The organism is Pseudarthrobacter sp. MOO13, assembly GCF_058267655.1.
The window spans coordinates 3,788,620-3,802,818 of sequence record NZ_CM177848.1 but is presented as its reverse complement, the minus strand read 5'-3'; the positions used below and the strand labels follow the sequence as shown (position 1 = coordinate 3,802,818).

The 14,199-nt window shown below is 67.3% G+C and carries 16 protein-coding genes; 8 read left to right on the top strand and 8 right to left on the bottom strand.

Annotated features, from left to right (window positions below; all coding sequences use genetic code 11):
• Positions 1 to 19: 19 nt before the first annotated feature.
• The 5 genes from AC4EEO_RS17380 to AC4EEO_RS17360 all read right to left on the bottom strand — a co-directional run bounded on the left by AC4EEO_RS17380 (position 20) and on the right by AC4EEO_RS17360 (position 4,655).
• Positions 20 to 469 carry a transferase gene (locus tag AC4EEO_RS17380; protein WP_491339373.1) on the bottom strand — a complete coding sequence of 150 codons (450 nt, stop codon included), beginning with the start codon at positions 467 to 469 and terminating at the stop codon, positions 20 to 22.
• A 112-nt stretch (positions 470 to 581) separates the two neighbouring features.
• Positions 582 to 1,241, bottom strand: coding sequence for a GntR family transcriptional regulator (locus AC4EEO_RS17375; protein ID WP_109044021.1), 660 nt, complete (start codon positions 1,239 to 1,241; stop codon positions 582 to 584).
• Between the two features lie 121 nt (positions 1,242 to 1,362).
• Entirely contained in the window at positions 1,363 to 2,373 is a 1,011-nt protein-coding gene (locus AC4EEO_RS17370; RefSeq protein WP_018763230.1) for a transketolase family protein, read from the bottom strand.
• Positions 2,370 to 3,281, bottom strand: a complete 912-nt coding sequence (locus AC4EEO_RS17365; RefSeq protein WP_491339372.1) for a transketolase — start codon at positions 3,279 to 3,281, stop codon at positions 2,370 to 2,372. The genes AC4EEO_RS17370 and AC4EEO_RS17365 overlap by 4 nt, the downstream gene beginning before the upstream one ends.
• Before the next feature lie 36 nt (positions 3,282 to 3,317).
• Positions 3,318 to 4,655 (bottom strand): MFS transporter, encoded by a 1,338-nt coding sequence (locus tag AC4EEO_RS17360; RefSeq protein WP_491339371.1) that lies wholly within the window; start codon positions 4,653 to 4,655, stop codon positions 3,318 to 3,320.
• Between the two features lie 187 nt (positions 4,656 to 4,842).
• On the opposite strand from AC4EEO_RS17360, the gene AC4EEO_RS17355 reads away from it, so the two are divergent.
• The 5 genes from AC4EEO_RS17355 (at position 4,843) to AC4EEO_RS17335 (ending at position 9,282) form a co-directional block, all read left to right on the top strand.
• The gene (locus tag AC4EEO_RS17355; protein ID WP_491339370.1) at positions 4,843 to 5,667 is read left to right on the top strand and encodes a sugar phosphate isomerase/epimerase family protein; all 825 of its coding nucleotides are present in this window, start codon (positions 4,843 to 4,845) and stop codon (positions 5,665 to 5,667) included.
• 27 nt (positions 5,668 to 5,694) lie between these two features.
• Entirely contained in the window at positions 5,695 to 6,468 is a 774-nt protein-coding gene (locus AC4EEO_RS17350; RefSeq protein ID WP_491339369.1) for an SDR family NAD(P)-dependent oxidoreductase, read from the top strand.
• Between the two features lie 35 nt (positions 6,469 to 6,503).
• Positions 6,504 to 8,273, top strand: coding sequence for a dihydroxyacetone kinase family protein (locus tag AC4EEO_RS17345; RefSeq protein ID WP_491339368.1), 1,770 nt, complete (start codon positions 6,504 to 6,506; stop codon positions 8,271 to 8,273).
• Positions 8,270 to 8,761, top strand: a complete 492-nt coding sequence (locus tag AC4EEO_RS17340) for an RpiB/LacA/LacB family sugar-phosphate isomerase (protein WP_491339367.1) — start codon at positions 8,270 to 8,272, stop codon at positions 8,759 to 8,761. Before AC4EEO_RS17345 ends, AC4EEO_RS17340 begins: the two co-directional genes overlap by 4 nt.
• A gap of 80 nt (positions 8,762 to 8,841) precedes the next feature.
• Entirely contained in the window at positions 8,842 to 9,282 is a 441-nt protein-coding gene (locus tag AC4EEO_RS17335) for an SRPBCC family protein (protein ID WP_285318668.1), read from the top strand.
• Here AC4EEO_RS17335 and AC4EEO_RS17330 read toward each other — a convergent pair.
• Entirely contained in the window at positions 9,260 to 10,807 is a 1,548-nt protein-coding gene (locus AC4EEO_RS17330) for a carboxylesterase/lipase family protein (RefSeq protein ID WP_491339366.1), read from the bottom strand. The two genes, AC4EEO_RS17335 and AC4EEO_RS17330, sit on opposite strands and share 23 nt — an antisense overlap.
• A gap of 51 nt (positions 10,808 to 10,858) precedes the next feature.
• Positions 10,859 to 11,155: a hypothetical protein gene (locus tag AC4EEO_RS17325; protein WP_018763239.1), complete on the bottom strand. Its 297-nt coding sequence runs from the start codon at positions 11,153 to 11,155 to the stop codon at positions 10,859 to 10,861.
• Positions 11,156 to 11,259: 104 nt separating this feature from the next.
• On the opposite strand from AC4EEO_RS17325, the gene AC4EEO_RS17320 reads away from it, so the two are divergent.
• The 3 genes from AC4EEO_RS17320 (at position 11,260) to AC4EEO_RS17310 (ending at position 12,831) form a co-directional block, all read left to right on the top strand.
• On the top strand, positions 11,260 to 11,982 hold the full coding sequence (locus tag AC4EEO_RS17320; protein WP_109044013.1) for an AAA family ATPase: 723 nt from the start codon (positions 11,260 to 11,262) through the stop codon (positions 11,980 to 11,982).
• A 92-nt stretch (positions 11,983 to 12,074) separates the two neighbouring features.
• A complete protein-coding gene (locus AC4EEO_RS17315) occupies positions 12,075 to 12,359 on the top strand; it encodes a hypothetical protein (protein WP_133831263.1) in 285 nt (94 codons plus the stop codon).
• Positions 12,360 to 12,393: 34 nt separating this feature from the next.
• On the top strand, positions 12,394 to 12,831 hold the full coding sequence (locus tag AC4EEO_RS17310; RefSeq protein ID WP_285318663.1) for a universal stress protein: 438 nt from the start codon (positions 12,394 to 12,396) through the stop codon (positions 12,829 to 12,831).
• Here AC4EEO_RS17310 and AC4EEO_RS17305 read toward each other — a convergent pair.
• Complete coding sequence (locus tag AC4EEO_RS17305; protein ID WP_491339365.1) at positions 12,806 to 13,753, bottom strand: methyltransferase family protein; 948 nt, start codon at positions 13,751 to 13,753, stop codon at positions 12,806 to 12,808. The two genes, AC4EEO_RS17310 and AC4EEO_RS17305, sit on opposite strands and share 26 nt — an antisense overlap.
• Positions 13,754 to 14,199 lie beyond the last annotated feature (446 nt).

Genomic DNA, 14,199 nt, shown 5'->3' with positions numbered 1-14,199 from the left:
TTCCAGCAAAGGCCGGGGCCTACGCCGCCAGCTTTCCCTTGGATTTGCGGTGCGGCCGGTGCGCGGTGGGGGCCAGGCGCGAGTGCGCCCCGGCGAGGACTTCGCTGCCATCGGGCACGGTGCTGTCCGTGACCAGGTGGGCGCCGTGCTCCACCAGGACGCCGGAGCCGATCCTGGAATGGCTGCCAATATGGACCCGGTTGCCAATGACTGTGCCACGACCGATGCGCACACCGTCGCCGATCACTGTCCGGTCACCGATCCGTGCGTCACGGTCAATCCAGCTGCCGTGCCCGATCCTGCAGCCCGCACCCACCTGCGCACCGTGCTCCACGTAGGTCATGGGGCCGATCCGTGCGCTCTCGGCCACCTTCGCTCCTGGAGCGATGAGGCCGCCGCCGTTGTCGTGGCGGGCATACCGGGTGATCTTCCCGGCGTCGTCCTCAACTGACACAAACTTTGCGGTCATACCGTCCCTCGTTAACGCTGCGGCACTCTACCGCACAGTAGGTTAACGGCCGGGAGCTTTCGAGGATTCCCAAACGGGCCCAGACGGCGCGGTTTTTGGTGCCGCCGACGGGCTATGCCACCAGGTTGGCGGCCGCGGTGTCCATGTGTTCCAGGATGGTCTTCCGGGCCAGCGCGGCGTCGCCGGTATCAATGGCGGCGACGATGTCCTTGTGCCGGTCCACGCTCATGTTGCGGACGCCTTTTTCCAGGCCGGCGAACATGATGGACATCCGGATGGAGCCCTCCAGGGACTCCCAGGAGTGGAGGAGCGTTTCGTTGCCGGTGAGCCGGCACAGCGTGCGGTGGAATTCAAGGTCGGATTCGATCCGTTCCTCCAGGGTGCCGCTGGCTGCGGCATCCATGGCGTCAATGGCCTTGTGCAGCGAGTCGGTGACCTGTTGCCGGTCGGGCAGTTCGCACAGGGTCCGGGCCGCGAGGGACTCCAAGGCGGCGCGGACGGAGTAGATGTCCCGGATTTCCTTTTCGTCCAGGTGGCGGACGGACAGCCTGCCGCGGGGCCCAGCGGAGAGCAGGCCCTCCTGTTCAAGCTGGCGGAGGGCTTCGCGCAGGGTGCCGCGGCTGATCTGCAGCATCTCGGACAGTTCGGTTTCCACCAAGTGGCGCCCGGGTTCCAGCTCTCCGCTGGTGATGGCGGTCCGCAGCGCCGAGAGCGCCTGCTCGCGGAGGCTCTTCTTTTCCAGTCCCAGCAACGGGGCGGTCAGTCCGGCCATGGCTTCTGTCCTCAATGTCATAAGTCGACTGTCTACAGTCGGGAGTAGTTTCGATAGTACGGCAGAATGCACGGCACCGGCTTGGGACCGGTGCCGTGCATTTTCATGGGGTGGCTTGCCTTTAGCCGAGTTCGGCGAGGACCTTGGCGACGATGCGGTCCGTGGCCAGGCCGTAGCGGTCGTGCAGGGTGGGCAGGGCGCCGGCATCGAGGAACTGGTCCGGGAGTGCCACGGGCACCACGCGCTTGCCCAGCCCCGCGGTGACGACGGCGGAGGCGACGGTTTCGAACAGTCCACCCACCACGGAATGGTTTTCCAGCGTGACGGCGAGGCGGCCGGTATTGATCTCCGCGAGGACGGTTTCGGCGTCGAACGGTTTGATGGTGGGGGTGTGTACGACGGCGACGTCCACGTTGTGGGCCGCCAGCGCCTCGGCTGCCTGGAGGGCACGCATGGTCATCAGGCCGGAGGAGATGAACACGACGTCGTTGCCGCCACGCAGCACCTTGGCCTTGCCCAGCTCGAAGGTGTAGCCGTACTCGTCAAGGACGGTGGGCACGTTGCCGCGCAGCAGTCGCAGGTATGTGGGGCCTTCCGACGCTGCCAGCTGCGGCACCGCCTGCTCGATGTCCACCGAATCGCAGGGGTCCACGATGGTCAGGTTGGGCATGCCGCGGAAGATCGCCATGTCCTCGGTGGCCTGGTGGCTGGGCCCGTACCCGGTGGTGAGGCCTGGCAGGCCGCCCACGATGTTGACGTTCAGGTTTGGTTCGGCAGCGTCCAGGCACAGGAAGTCGTAGGCGCGGCGGGCCGCGAACACCGAATAGGTGGACGCGAACGGGACCAGCCCGGTTTCGGCCAGGCCGGCCGCGGCGCCGAAGAGCAACTGCTCTGCCATGCCCATCTGGAAGAACCGTTCCGGGAAGGCCTGGGCGAAGATGTGCATGTCCGTGTATTTGCCCAGGTCCGCGGTCAGGCCCACGATCCTGTCGTTCTCCTGCGCGGCCTTGACCAGGGCGTGCCCGAACGGCGCGGAGGACGTCTTCTGGCCGGGGTCCGCGAAGGAGGCGATCATCGCCGAGGTCTTCAGCTTGGGCTTGGCGGGCGTGGCCGTCGTCGTGGTGGTGCTCATGCTGAAGCCTTTCCTTCATATCCGGCGGTGAGCTGCTCGCGGCAGACCTGCCATTCGTGTTCTTCGATGCGCATGAAGTGCGCTTTTTCGCGCTCCTCCAGCAGGGGAACGCCGCGGCCCACCTTGGTGTCGCACAGGATCACGGAGGGACGCCCGACGGCGGCGGCCTGGGCGGCTGCGTTGTCGAACGCTGCCAGCAGGGCGCCGACGTCGTTCCCGTCCACGCGCTGGGTGTACCAGCCGAACGATTCCCACTTTTCGGTGACCGGCTCGGTCCGGAGCACGGTGTCGGTCTTGCCGTCGGCCTGCAGGGCATTGATGTCCACCATGGCGGTGAGGTTGCCCAGCTGGTGGTGGTGCGCGCCCATGGCGGCCTCCCAGGTGGAGCCCTCATCCAGTTCGCCGTCGGAGAGGAAGTTGAACACCCGGGCGTTGGAGCCCTGGTAGCGGAGGCCCAGGGCCATGCCGACGGCGATGGTCAGCCCGTGGCCCAGGGAGCCACCGGAGATTTCCATGCCGGGGGTGTAGGTGGACATCCCGGACATCGGCAGCCGCGAGTCATCCGAACCATAGGTTTCCAGCTCTTGGACCGGGACGATGCCGGCCTCGGCGAGGGCGGCGTAGTGGCCGATCGCGTAGTGGCCGGTGGAAAGCAGGAACCGGTCGCGGGCCTCCCAGTGCGGGTCCTCCGCCCTGAACCGCAGCTGGTCCCCGTAGACGGTGGCCAGCATGTCCGCGGCGCCCAGGGCCTGCCCCACGTAGCCCTGGCCCTGGACTTCGCCCATGTTCAGGGCGTGGTGCCGGATGCGGTACGCGGCGGCGTTGATCTTGTCCACCCGCTCCGGGGTCACCCCAGCCTGATATGTCTGTCCCTGCGGGGCGGCGTCCTGGACGGTTTCTGTAGGCATTGCGTGCTCCGTGATTCTCTGGTGCGTGGTGGTCATTCAGGCGTTGACCGTGTTGGGGGTGCTTTTGGTGGCTTCGTCTGCGAGCTGCCGTTCCCGCTTGCCCCAGGTTTCCCGGGTGGCGATCGCGGCCCAGAGGCCGATCAGGGCGTAGGCGCCGAAGAGCAGCGCCGGGCCCATCCAGCCGAAGCTGACGAACAGCAAGGTGGTGATGAACGGTGTGAAGCCGGACACCATGGCGGAGATCTGGTAGGCCAGGCTGGCGCCGGAGGCGCGGGTCTTGGCCTGGAAGAGCTCGGGGAACCAGGCGCCCTGGGCGCCGGCCAGGGAGTTCTGGCAGACCGCGTAGGAGATCACGATGGTGAGGATGATGGCGATGAACAGGCCGGTGTTGACCAGCAGGAACATGGGAATCGCGAACAGTGCGGCGAAGGCCGTGGACCAGATGTACAGGGGACGGCGGCCGATGCGGTCCGTCAGTGCTGCCCAGGCCTGGGTGGCGAAGATGCCGATGGCGGAGGCGATGCAGAGGGCGACGAGGGTTTGGGTCTTGTCCGCCAAGTGCTGGCTGTTGAGGTAGGAAATCATGTAGGTGATGGATACGGCGTAACCGGCGGTCTCGGCGATGCGCAGGCCGATGCCCTTGACGATGTTGCGCCAGTCCGTCTTGAGGACCTCGACGATGGGTGCCTTGACGATGGTGCCGCTGTCCTTGACCTCGTCGAAAACGGGGGACTCGGGAACCTTGGACCGGATGACCAGGCCGACGGCGACCAGCACGATGCTGGCCAGGAACGGGATGCGCCAGGCAAGTTCACCGCCGAGGCCGGCGCTTGCGAGGAACGTCAGGTTGGCCAGCAGCAGGCCTACCGGGAAGCCGGCCTGGACGATGCCGGTGTACTTGCCCTTGGTCTTCCACGGCGCATGCTCGTAGCTCATCAGGATGGCGCCGCCCCACTCCGCGCCGAAGGCCAGGCCCTGGACGATGCGGACGAAGACCAGCAGTGCCGGAGCCAACAGGCCGACGGCGGCGTAGGTGGGAAGCAGGCCGATGGCGAAGGTGGCCAGGCCCATCAGGATCAGCGACGAGACCAGGACGGGCTTGCGGCCCACCTTGTCGCCCAGGTGGCCGCCGATGATGCCGCCCAGCGGACGGGCCGCAAAGCCGACGCCCAAGGTGGCGAAGGAGGCGAGGGTCCCGGTGACGGGATCGCTGCCGGGGAAGAAGGCGGTGCCGAAATACAGTGCGGCAGCGGTGCCGAAGCCGATGAAGTCATACGTCTCGATGACGGCCCCCACGCCGGATCCGATGGCAACTCGGCGGGCGTCCTTGGTGCCGTGGACCGGGCCGCGCATGGTCAGAGCATCTTTGCTCATGGTGGTTCCCTTTCGAAAAGCGGCTGTGGAAGGTCCGCCGCTGTCGACTGTTAACAAATTGGTACGACCCAGTGTGACGCACCTCATCTTCACTGTCAACAGTCGACTTTCAGAGTTGACTGTTGACAGTTAACGCCAGTACTGTGGTGCCCATCACTACCGCTCGGCACGATTCAAAGGATCAATGATGTTCCATTCCAGACTTGGGTGCTCATCCATCAGCTTCCGGCACCAGGACCTGGGCACTGCCCTGGGCACCATGAAGGGTCTGGGATTCGAAGAGATCGATCTGGGCGCCCTGCCCGGGGTCTGCGACCACGTCCCCTACGAACTTGACGAGGCCGCTGTGGCGGCGGTGTCGCAGGAAGTCATCGCTTCCGGTCTGCGGGTCCGCTCAGTGAACGGTGACATAGGGGACTTGAACGCAGTCCTCGACGCCAATGGACAGGACGCCAGGCGGCGCCACCTGGACGCCCTGCTCACCCTCACTGCCAACATCGGGGCCAACGCCCTGGTGCTGCCCTGCGGCGCCCTCGATCACAACCCGGTCCGGAGCGTCGAGGAAGACCTGGACCTCATTGCCGGGCAGCTCGCGGCTGCGGCCCGGCGCGCTGCAGGGTTCGGCGTCGAACTCTGGACCGAGTCCCTGCACTTCCTGCGGTTCTGCTGGAACCTGGAACGTGCGGGACTGCTGGCCGAACGGCTGGCCGGATCCGGCGTCGGAATCGTCATGGACTTCAGCCACATCACCGCCGCCGGCGAGGACATCCAGGACTATCTGGACGTTCATGCGGGACGCATCAGCCACGTCCACCTGCGCGACGCCGTGCCCGGGAACATCAACCTCAGCATCGGCAACGGTAACGCCGACTTCGCCGGGGGCCTGAAGCGTCTCGCGGCCGACGGCTACGCCGGCCACTTCTCGCTCGAACTGGAAACCCGGGACGTCACCCATGACGAACGCCCGGCCGCCGCCGCCAAGGCTGCAAGCTTCATCACCGACCTCATCTGACCTGCACACACCCCAAGGAGCACCATCATGACCGCCATCCAGCGCACCGCCGTCCTCACCGGAGCAACTTCGGACCGGGGCATCGGCATCACCACCGCCCGCCGTTACGCCCGTGAGGGCTGGGGCATCGCCATCCTGGACCTCGACGGCGAGAAGTCCGCCAAGGTCGCAGCCGAAATCGGCAACGAATTCAATGTCCCCGCGTTCGGCCACGAGATCGACGTCGCCAACGAAGCCTCCGTCACCGCCGCCCAGGCCGCCGTCGCCGCCGAAGTGGCAGCCGGCAACCTCCCGCACGTCGGCGCCCTGGCCAACATCGCCGGCATCACCTCCCCGGTGCCATTCCTGGAGACCACCCTTGAGCTGTGGCACAAGGTCATGGACGTCAACGCCACCGGCACCTACCTGGTGACCAAGGCCTTCCTGCCCGCCATGATCGAGAACGGCTGGGGCCGGATCGTCAACATGTCCTCCGTCTCCGCCCAGCGCGGCGGCGGCGTCTTCGGCAAGGTTCCCTACTCCGCTGCCAAGGCCGCCATCCTGGGCTTCACCAAGGCCCTGGCCCGTGAACTCGGCACCACCGGCGTCACCGTCAATGCCATCACCCCGGGTGCGGTGGACACCAACATCCGCGTGGGCAGCACCGAGGAACAGGAAGCAGCCATCAACGCCGGCATCCCGCTGGGCCGCAACGCCACCACCGAAGAAGTGGCCTCCGTGATCACCTTCCTGTCCTCCGAGGACTCCGCCTACCTCACCGGCACCACCATCGACATCAACGGCGGCAGCCACATCCACTAGCAGCCGGCCCCGGCGCCAGCCAGAAAGCTCCCTCCATGACAAAGATCTTCAACGACCCCTCCGACTTCGCCGAGGAAGCCCTCGCCGGGTTCTGCGACGTCCACTCGGACCTGGTCCGGCAGGTTCCCGGCGGTGCCGTCCGCCGCTTCCGGCCGGCACAGCCCAAGGTGGCAGTCCTGGCCGGCGGCGGCTCGGGCCACTACCCGGCCTTCGCCGGGCTGATCGGTGCCGGCTTCGCCGATGGCGCGGTGGTGGGCAACATCTTCACCTCGCCGTCGGCGCAGCAGGCCTACTCGGTGGCCAAGGCCGCCGAGTCCGGTGCCGGCGTCGTCTTCACCTACGGCAACTACGCCGGCGACGTGATGAACTTCGGCATGGCCAGCGAGCGCCTTGCCGCCGAGGGCATGGAGGTGGAGAACGTCCTGATCACTGACGACATCGCCAGCGCCCCGCCGTCGGAATCAGCGAAACGCCGCGGCATCGCCGGTGACTTCACGGTGTTCAAGGTCATGGGCGCCGCCGCCGAGAACGGGGCGGACCTCGCCGAGGTGGTCCGCCTGGGACGCAAGGCCAACGACCTGACGCGGACCATCGGCAGCGCGTTTGCCGGCTGCACCTTCCCGGGCGCCGAATCGCCCCTGTTCACCCTGCCCGAAGGGCAGATGGGCCTGGGCCTGGGCATCCACGGCGAACCCGGCCTGCACGACACCGACCTGCCCTCGGCCAAGGACCTCGGGCAGGAACTGGTGTCCCGGGTGCTCGCCGAAACGCCACCGCACGCCGGCAGCCGCATCGCCGTCATCCTCAACGGCCTCGGCTCCACCAAGCATGAGGAGCTGTTCGTCCTCTGGGGGACCGTGGCGCCGCGGCTGCGTGCCGCCGGCTACACGCTGGTGATGCCCGAGGTGGGCGAGCTGGTGACCAGCCTGGACATGGCCGGCGTCTCGCTCACCATCACCTGGCTTGATGAGGAACTGGAACCCCTGTGGGCTGCCCCTGCGGAGACGCCTGCCTACCGCCGCGGCAACGCTGCCCTGGAGGTCGGGGCCCGGGGCGTCGAGGAAACGGCCGACGGCGGCGCGGCCGCTGCGGCGTTCGTCGCCACGGACGCCTCCCGCGAGTACGCCGCCGCCTGCGTAGCGGCCATTGATGCCGCCCGTTCGTCCCTGCACGACGCCGAAGAGCGGCTGGGCCGCATGGATGCGATTGCCGGCGACGGCGACCACGGCCGGGGCATGGTCCGCGGCGTCGACGCGGCCGCCGCAGCCGCCTCCGCCGCCCTGGGCCACGGCGCCGGTGCCGGTGATGTGCTGGCTGCCGCCGGGGACGCCTGGGCGGACAAGGCAGGGGGCACCTCCGGCGTCCTGTGGGGCGCGGCGCTGCGTGCCTTTGGCGAGACGCTGGGCAACTCCTCGGCCCCTGAACCGCGTGCGCTGGCAGCAGCCGTGACCGCATTCGCTGACCGGATCATCCAGTTGGGCAAGGCCGAAACAGGCGACAAGACCATGGTGGATGCCCTGCTGCCCTTCGCCTCCGCCTTTAGCCGCGCAGTGGCCGAGGGCGTGGAAACGGGCCGTGCATGGCAGGAAGCCGCGCAGGAATCCGCTGCTGCGGCGGAAGGCACCGCGGACCTCCTTCCCCTTAAGGGCCGGGCCCGGCCCCTTGCGGAAAAGAGCCTGGGCACGGCGGATCCCGGCGCCACATCGCTGGCCATGGTCTTCGCCGTCATGGGGCCGCACTTCACCGGCGCCGCCGGGTCCGAAGGCAGCACCGCCACCGTTGCGGCGGCGGCCGCTGAGTCATGACAACGGAAGGGAACACCATGGGGCTGCGGCTCATTGTCGGCGCGGATGAAGCGGGCGTGGACTACAAGGACATGGTCCTCGCGGACCTGCGGAACGATCCGCGCGTCAGCGAGGTCATCGACATCGGCGTCAACCGGAGCGACGCGCCGGATGACTTCGCCAAGCCCTACCCGTACGTGGGCATTGCCGCCGGCGAGATGATCCGGGACGGCGCCGCTGACCGGGCCATCCTGTTCTGCGGTACCGGAATCGGCGTCGCCATCGCCGCCAACAAAGTCGAAGGCATCCGCGCCACCGCCGCCCACGACTCCTTTTCCGTGGAGCGCTCCATCCTGTCCAACGACTGCCACGTCCTCACCATGGGACAGCGGGTGGTGGGCATCGAACTCGCCCGCCGCCTCGCCAGGGAATGGATCGGCTACACGTTCGACCCGGCGTCGGCCTCGGCTGGCAAAGTGAAGGTGCTTACCGACTTCGAGTCCTGCTGACAGGCCGTGCCCCGGAGCTGGGCGGGGCCACGGCGCAGAATGGCCGCCGCTCCCCGCCCTGGTCCTCCTACACTGGGATGATGATCACAGTCACCGGAAGTGTGGAAACCAACCTGTCCGCGGAGAAGGCCTTTGCTTTCCTCAGCGAGTTCGAGAACACCAGCAAATGGGACCCCAACACCCCTGTCATGGACAAGATCACGCCGGGACCGGTGGCCGTGGGGCACAAGTACCACGCCGAATCCGAGTTTCGCGGCAAACGCCAGGCCCTGACCTACGAGGTCATCGAGCTCTCGGACAACCACATCAAGCTCCGGGGCGAGAACAAGACCGTCACCTCGTACGACTCCATCGACGTCCGGCCCAGCGGCACAGGTTCTGTGGTCACGTACACGGCCGAGTTCAGCATCAACGGGCCGGCCAAGATCATCCAGCCGCTGCTGAAACCGGCCTTCAACTCACTGCGGGACCCCGCCTTGAACGGCATCCGGGACACGCTTAACTCGCTGGCAGCGGGCTGACAGCCTCAAAAAACGCCCGGAGCGCACCGCGCGGGTCGGCCTCGAGGCGCGTCTCGTCGTCGAACACCATGGTGCTGCGTCCGTGCCCGTACTCGGGCCACGCCAGCTGGGCCGTGTCCGGTGACCCCGTCCGCGCAAAAGCTGCCCAGGCCCCGCTCATGGCGCCGCTGAGCCGGCGTGGTGCGCTGCCGCGGGTGAGGAAAGCCGCCGCCGGTGCGTCCAGGTGCCGGAAGACGAACGGGATTTCCAGGGCATGGCAGGCCCCGAGCTTGCCGCCCATGGCCGGGCTGCGCCATGTGAACAGGTAGGCGAAGCTCTTCCCGGCGGCGCCCGCCGCGTGCCGTTCCGCCAGGAGCCGGTTGCTGGGCTGCCGGTACAGGGAATCGGCAATGGCGGATTCCAGGAGTTCCTTGCCTGCCGGTTCACGCTGCAGCACCTCCTCCAGCGCGGCCGCGTATCCGCCGGCATGGGCGGCAGGAATCCCGGACGCGGCAAGGACGGCGGCGGCACGCTCCGGGTAGCCGGGGTCGGCCGGCGAGGGCGGGCGCATCTCCACCGCAAACGATCCCTCGTTGAGGTTGGTTCCGATCAGCAGGTCGACGCCGCTGTTCGCCCCGTTCCGGACCGCGTCGAGCGGCGGCGCCGGCAATGACGGCGTCCCCACTGTCGGCTGGAAGGGGAGCGGGACTGCGTAGGACTGCGCGGCGAAACGCTTCTCAAGGCCTTTTTGCGCTGCCAGCAGCTGCTCCACCGGGAGGGTGAGGAGTTCCGCTGCAGACGAGGGGGCCAGGCCGCACAGGTCAAGGAATGCCGCGCTGATCCGCGCGGACTCCTCCGGTTGGCGGAAGCGCTCCGCCGTTCCGCTTTGCATGATGGCCCGGCGGAACAGCCCTTCCGACGCCGGCATCCCCAGCAGGGTGCCAATCGCCGCGGCTCCTGCCGACTCGCCAAAAATGGTCACGTTCCCCGGGTCGCCGCCGAAGGCGCCAATGTTGCGGCGGACCCAGCGAAGGGCCTCCAGCTGGTCCAGCAATGCAACGTTGGACGAGTCGACGTACCCGTCCCCCAGCAGGTCCGCCAGGTGCAGGAAGCCCAGCGCGCCGAGCCTGTAATTGATGGACACCACCACCGCGCCCGCCGCGGCGGCGAGCCTGGCGCCGTCGTACATGGCATCGCTGTTGGCGCCCAGCAGGTACGCACCGCCGTGGATCCAAACCATCACCGGCTGCGCCTGGCCGCCGGTTTCCGGCACCCAGACGTTCAGGTTCAGGCAGCCGTCTTCGCTCCACCTCCGCGGCACGGCACCTGGAGGTGCCGGGGATTCGGGGTTTTGCGGTGCCGCAGGCCCGGCGGCGGTGCAGTCCAGCACCCCGTCCCACGACTCCAGCGGCACGGGCGGCCGGAAGCGGTTCACGCCCGACGGCGGCCCGGCGTACGGGATGCCAAGGAAGCGGTGGACGGTGGTCCCGTCAGTTCCGAGGGAGGTGCCGCGAAGGGAACCGCCGGGGGTAGAGAGGAGGGTCATGGTTGACAGGTTACGTCGCCAGGGAGGCCCACGGCTTCCCCGGGGGCCTGCCTAGCTTTGCAGGCCTCCCGACGGGGAGTCCTTTCCGGTGTGCACGAGGAGCAGGGCGGAACTGCTCAGTGGTGCCCGGAGCGGCAGCCCCCTGGCAGTGCAGTGCTCATTGACGGCCAACGACAGGGCGTCCCGTTCCTTCGCCGACAGGGTGGCTTCGCCGGCGCAGTACGCTCGGATGAGCTGTTCCGAGGCGTCGCCGCCCAGCCCCACGAACTCAATCCACAGCTGCCAGATATCCAGCCGGTGCTCCTTGATGACGGCCCCCGTCAGGGCTTGCTGGTCCACGGCATCCATTGTCCCGTCCTAGCCTTTGGTACACCTGTTCCACTGAACTTCGGAGCGGGACCCGGGATGGATGGGTGAAGTGGAGAAGAATCTTTTCCTGTAAGAATGGGCCCATGCCCCTGCGCTCCTACCCGATCCGGCGGCTGGCAGAGGACCCCTCGAACGTCCTTGACCGCGTACGCTGGCCGGCCGTCCTGCCGCCGGTGGCCCAAGTCCTCGACCAGGGGCTCGACTTGGGCCCGGCCACCATCCTGGTGGGTGAGAACGGCTCGGGTAAGTCCACGCTGGTGGAAGGCATCGCGCTCGCCTACGGGCTGTCCCCGGAGGGCGGTTCCACGGGCGCCAGGCACACCACCCGGCCTACTGAGTCCGTCCTCGGCGACCATTTGCAGCTGGTCCGGAACCCGGGCGCCACCCGGCGGGGCTACTTTCTCCGGGCCGAGACAATGCACGGGCTGTACACCTACCTGGAAAAGAATCCCAGCACGTTCACGCCGGACATCCCGTTCCATGACATGTCCCATGGCGAGTCCTTCCTGCAGTTGGCAGCCGACCGGTTCCGCGGAGCCGGACTTTGGGTCCTTGACGAACCGGAATCCGCACTGTCCTTTTCGGGCTGCCTGAGCCTCCTGTCCGTCCTGAAGGAACTGTTGGCCGGCGGCCAGTCCCAGGTGATCATGTCCACGCATTCGCCGCTGCTGGCCGCCTTGCCCGGCGCGACCATCCTGGAAGCGGGGCCTTGGGGTTTGCGGTCCCGGTCCTGGGCGGAGCTGGAGCTCGTGGCGAACTGGCAACGGTTCATGGACTCGCCCGAACGCTACCTCCGCCACCTCTAGCTGCCGGAGGACCTTCGCCCCTAGGCAGGAAAAGGCTCCAAGCGGTCAACTTGATTGTCCGGAACAGGCAGCAATTTCAGGAGGCAGGGACAATGGGCGCGTGCGATGTCTGCGGCAGCAGCGAGGGCCGCATGTTTACCGTCAGTATGGGAAACCAGACCGGCACGTTCGACAGCTTTGAGTGTGCAATCCACATGATGGCTCCCGCCTGTGAGCACTGCGGCTGCCGGATCCTGGGCCATCCGGTGGAAAGCGAAGCAGGCATCTACTGCTGCCTCCACTGTGCCAAGGAAGCGGGAAATCCGCACCAGGCCCCCAAAGCCGAGCACTCCACCGTGGCCGTTCCGGCCCAGGGCGCCGCCGCCGGCCAGGGGTGACCCGGCTGGAAGCCTGGAACGGAAAAGGGGAGCCATGGCCGGTAACGGAAAGTACAAGATCGTGGTGGGAACGGACGGATCGGAACAGTCACGGGCCGCCATGGACTGGGCCGTGCAGGAAGCCAGGCTGCGGCACGGTGAGGTGCAGGCCGTAACCGCCTGGAACTTCCCCTACGTCAGTGACGCACTGGGCACCGCCTGGGACTATGAAATCTTCGAGAAGGACGCGCAGGCGATCCTGGAGGCGGAGCTGGAACGCGTCAAGGACCAGGACGTTGCCATCACCGGCCGCGTCGTGGAGGGGAACCCGGCTTCGGCGCTCATCGAGGCGTCCAAAGATGCCAACCTTATAGTGGTGGGCTCCCGCGGCCACGGCGGATTCACCGGCATGATGCTTGGCTCCGTTTCGCACCAGACCATCCACCATTCACACTGCCCGGTGCTGGTTATCCGCGAACCGGCCGTTGATTAGCGGTGCCGGTACGGCGGCTGCCGGGAAAAGTCGGGATCCAGCACCGGACGGTTTCGCGGTAGCGCTGGAATTCCTGGCCAAAACGCTTCGAGAGGTCTGCTTCTTCCAGTGGCCTGACGGCATAGTTCCACACCAGTGAGCCCAGCACCGCATAGCCAACCACCAGCCACGAATGCAGGATGAGCCCGACGGCGGCCCCCTGCACAATGCCCGCCGCCGCCATCGGATTGCGGATCCAGCGGTACGGCCCGGCAACCACCAGGCGGTTTGCCATCACGGACGGCAACGGTGTCCCGTCCCCGAGGGTGGACATCACGGCGGCAGACCAGATCCCCAAAGCGCTCGCAAGGATGAGGATGGCGACGCCGGCCGGGACGGCAACGGCAGGGATGTCCAGGCCCAACCCCCAGCGCTGCTCGAGAAAGGCCAGGCAGGCCGGTACCAGCCCGAGGAAGAAACCCCAGAACACGACAATCTGTCCGAACGTGGCGGCAACATGGGCTCCTGCCTTGGTGCGTTTCCGGGCCGGACGGAACGCAAACGGGCCACGGACAATCCACGCCGTGGGGATGCGGCCAAACAGCACCAGGCACAGTCCGGCAACCGACCCCGCAGTGGCGGCGCCCATGGCCAGCGCACCGAGGCCCGCCTGGGTGCTCACCGTGGCATAGACGGCCAGGGCGACGGCAACAACGGTGGTCCACACGGTGCCGGCAACCGCTGCGGACCGCACTCCGCAGGCTGCGGCCGCAGAGGCAAGGACAAACAGCGGAACGTCGAATACGGCAACAAGGAACGGGTCCAGGCCTCCCAGCGTTGCCCGGCGCACCGCCGGGTCCAGGAATACCGCAATCCACCACAAACACCCGGCGACAGCTTGAACGGCAAAGTACGCCCTGCCCCACTGGCCTGACCGCGGCACAGATCCCCCCGAATCTCTAGCAGGCACAAGGACTGAGCGGCCTGGTTTGTCTTTTCGGAGGCAGCGTTCCGGTGAATGAAAGCTGCGTCCTCCGCCATCCGCCTGGCGGCAAGACTTGCTCCTGAGACTACCCGTTGTGCCGGGACCCGCGTCCCTGCCGGCGCCTGGCTGACCAGGACCTAAGAGAATGGACCAGGATGGACATGATCCGCGTTGCAACCCGCTGCAGGGTGATTATCGACAACGACTGGGCCGGTGATCCCGACGGGCTGGTGGCCCTGGCCCACCATGCGCTGTCCCCCGCCAACCGGATTGTCGCCGTCACGAGCTCGCTGACCAACCCCATGTTCGGCCCGACCGCCGGCATGGCACAGCGGGGCTCGGAGCTGGCGGGCAGCCTGCTTCAGGCCCTGACTTTGGCAGACCTCGCCGACGTATGTTCCGGA

Bases quoted from the DNA above. Each gene is read 5' to 3' on its own strand.
- AC4EEO_RS17335 (WP_285318668.1), top strand. From the start codon at position 8,842: ATGATCACAGTCACCGGAAGTGTGGAAACCAACCTGTCCGCGGAGAAG.
- AC4EEO_RS17375 (WP_109044021.1), bottom strand. From the start codon at position 1,241: ATGGCCGGACTGACCGCCCCGTTGCTGGGACTGGAAAAGAAGAGCCTC.
- AC4EEO_RS17320 (WP_109044013.1), top strand. From the start codon at position 11,260: ATGCCCCTGCGCTCCTACCCGATCCGGCGGCTGGCAGAGGACCCCTCG.
- AC4EEO_RS17325 (WP_018763239.1), bottom strand. From the start codon at position 11,155: ATGGATGCCGTGGACCAGCAAGCCCTGACGGGGGCCGTCATCAAGGAG.
- AC4EEO_RS17330 (WP_491339366.1), bottom strand. From the start codon at position 10,807: ATGACCCTCCTCTCTACCCCCGGCGGTTCCCTTCGCGGCACCTCCCTC.
- AC4EEO_RS17355 (WP_491339370.1), top strand. From the start codon at position 4,843: ATGTTCCATTCCAGACTTGGGTGCTCATCCATCAGCTTCCGGCACCAG.
- AC4EEO_RS17310 (WP_285318663.1), top strand. From the start codon at position 12,394: ATGGCCGGTAACGGAAAGTACAAGATCGTGGTGGGAACGGACGGATCG.
- AC4EEO_RS17365 (WP_491339372.1), bottom strand. From the start codon at position 3,281: ATGCCTACAGAAACCGTCCAGGACGCCGCCCCGCAGGGACAGACATAT.
- AC4EEO_RS17345 (WP_491339368.1), top strand. From the start codon at position 6,504: ATGACAAAGATCTTCAACGACCCCTCCGACTTCGCCGAGGAAGCCCTC.
- AC4EEO_RS17370 (WP_018763230.1), bottom strand. From the start codon at position 2,373: ATGAGCACCACCACGACGACGGCCACGCCCGCCAAGCCCAAGCTGAAG.
- AC4EEO_RS17350 (WP_491339369.1), top strand. From the start codon at position 5,695: ATGACCGCCATCCAGCGCACCGCCGTCCTCACCGGAGCAACTTCGGAC.
- AC4EEO_RS17315 (WP_133831263.1), top strand. From the start codon at position 12,075: ATGGGCGCGTGCGATGTCTGCGGCAGCAGCGAGGGCCGCATGTTTACC.
- AC4EEO_RS17340 (WP_491339367.1), top strand. From the start codon at position 8,270: ATGACAACGGAAGGGAACACCATGGGGCTGCGGCTCATTGTCGGCGCG.
- AC4EEO_RS17380 (WP_491339373.1), bottom strand. From the start codon at position 469: ATGACCGCAAAGTTTGTGTCAGTTGAGGACGACGCCGGGAAGATCACC.
- AC4EEO_RS17360 (WP_491339371.1), bottom strand. From the start codon at position 4,655: ATGAGCAAAGATGCTCTGACCATGCGCGGCCCGGTCCACGGCACCAAG.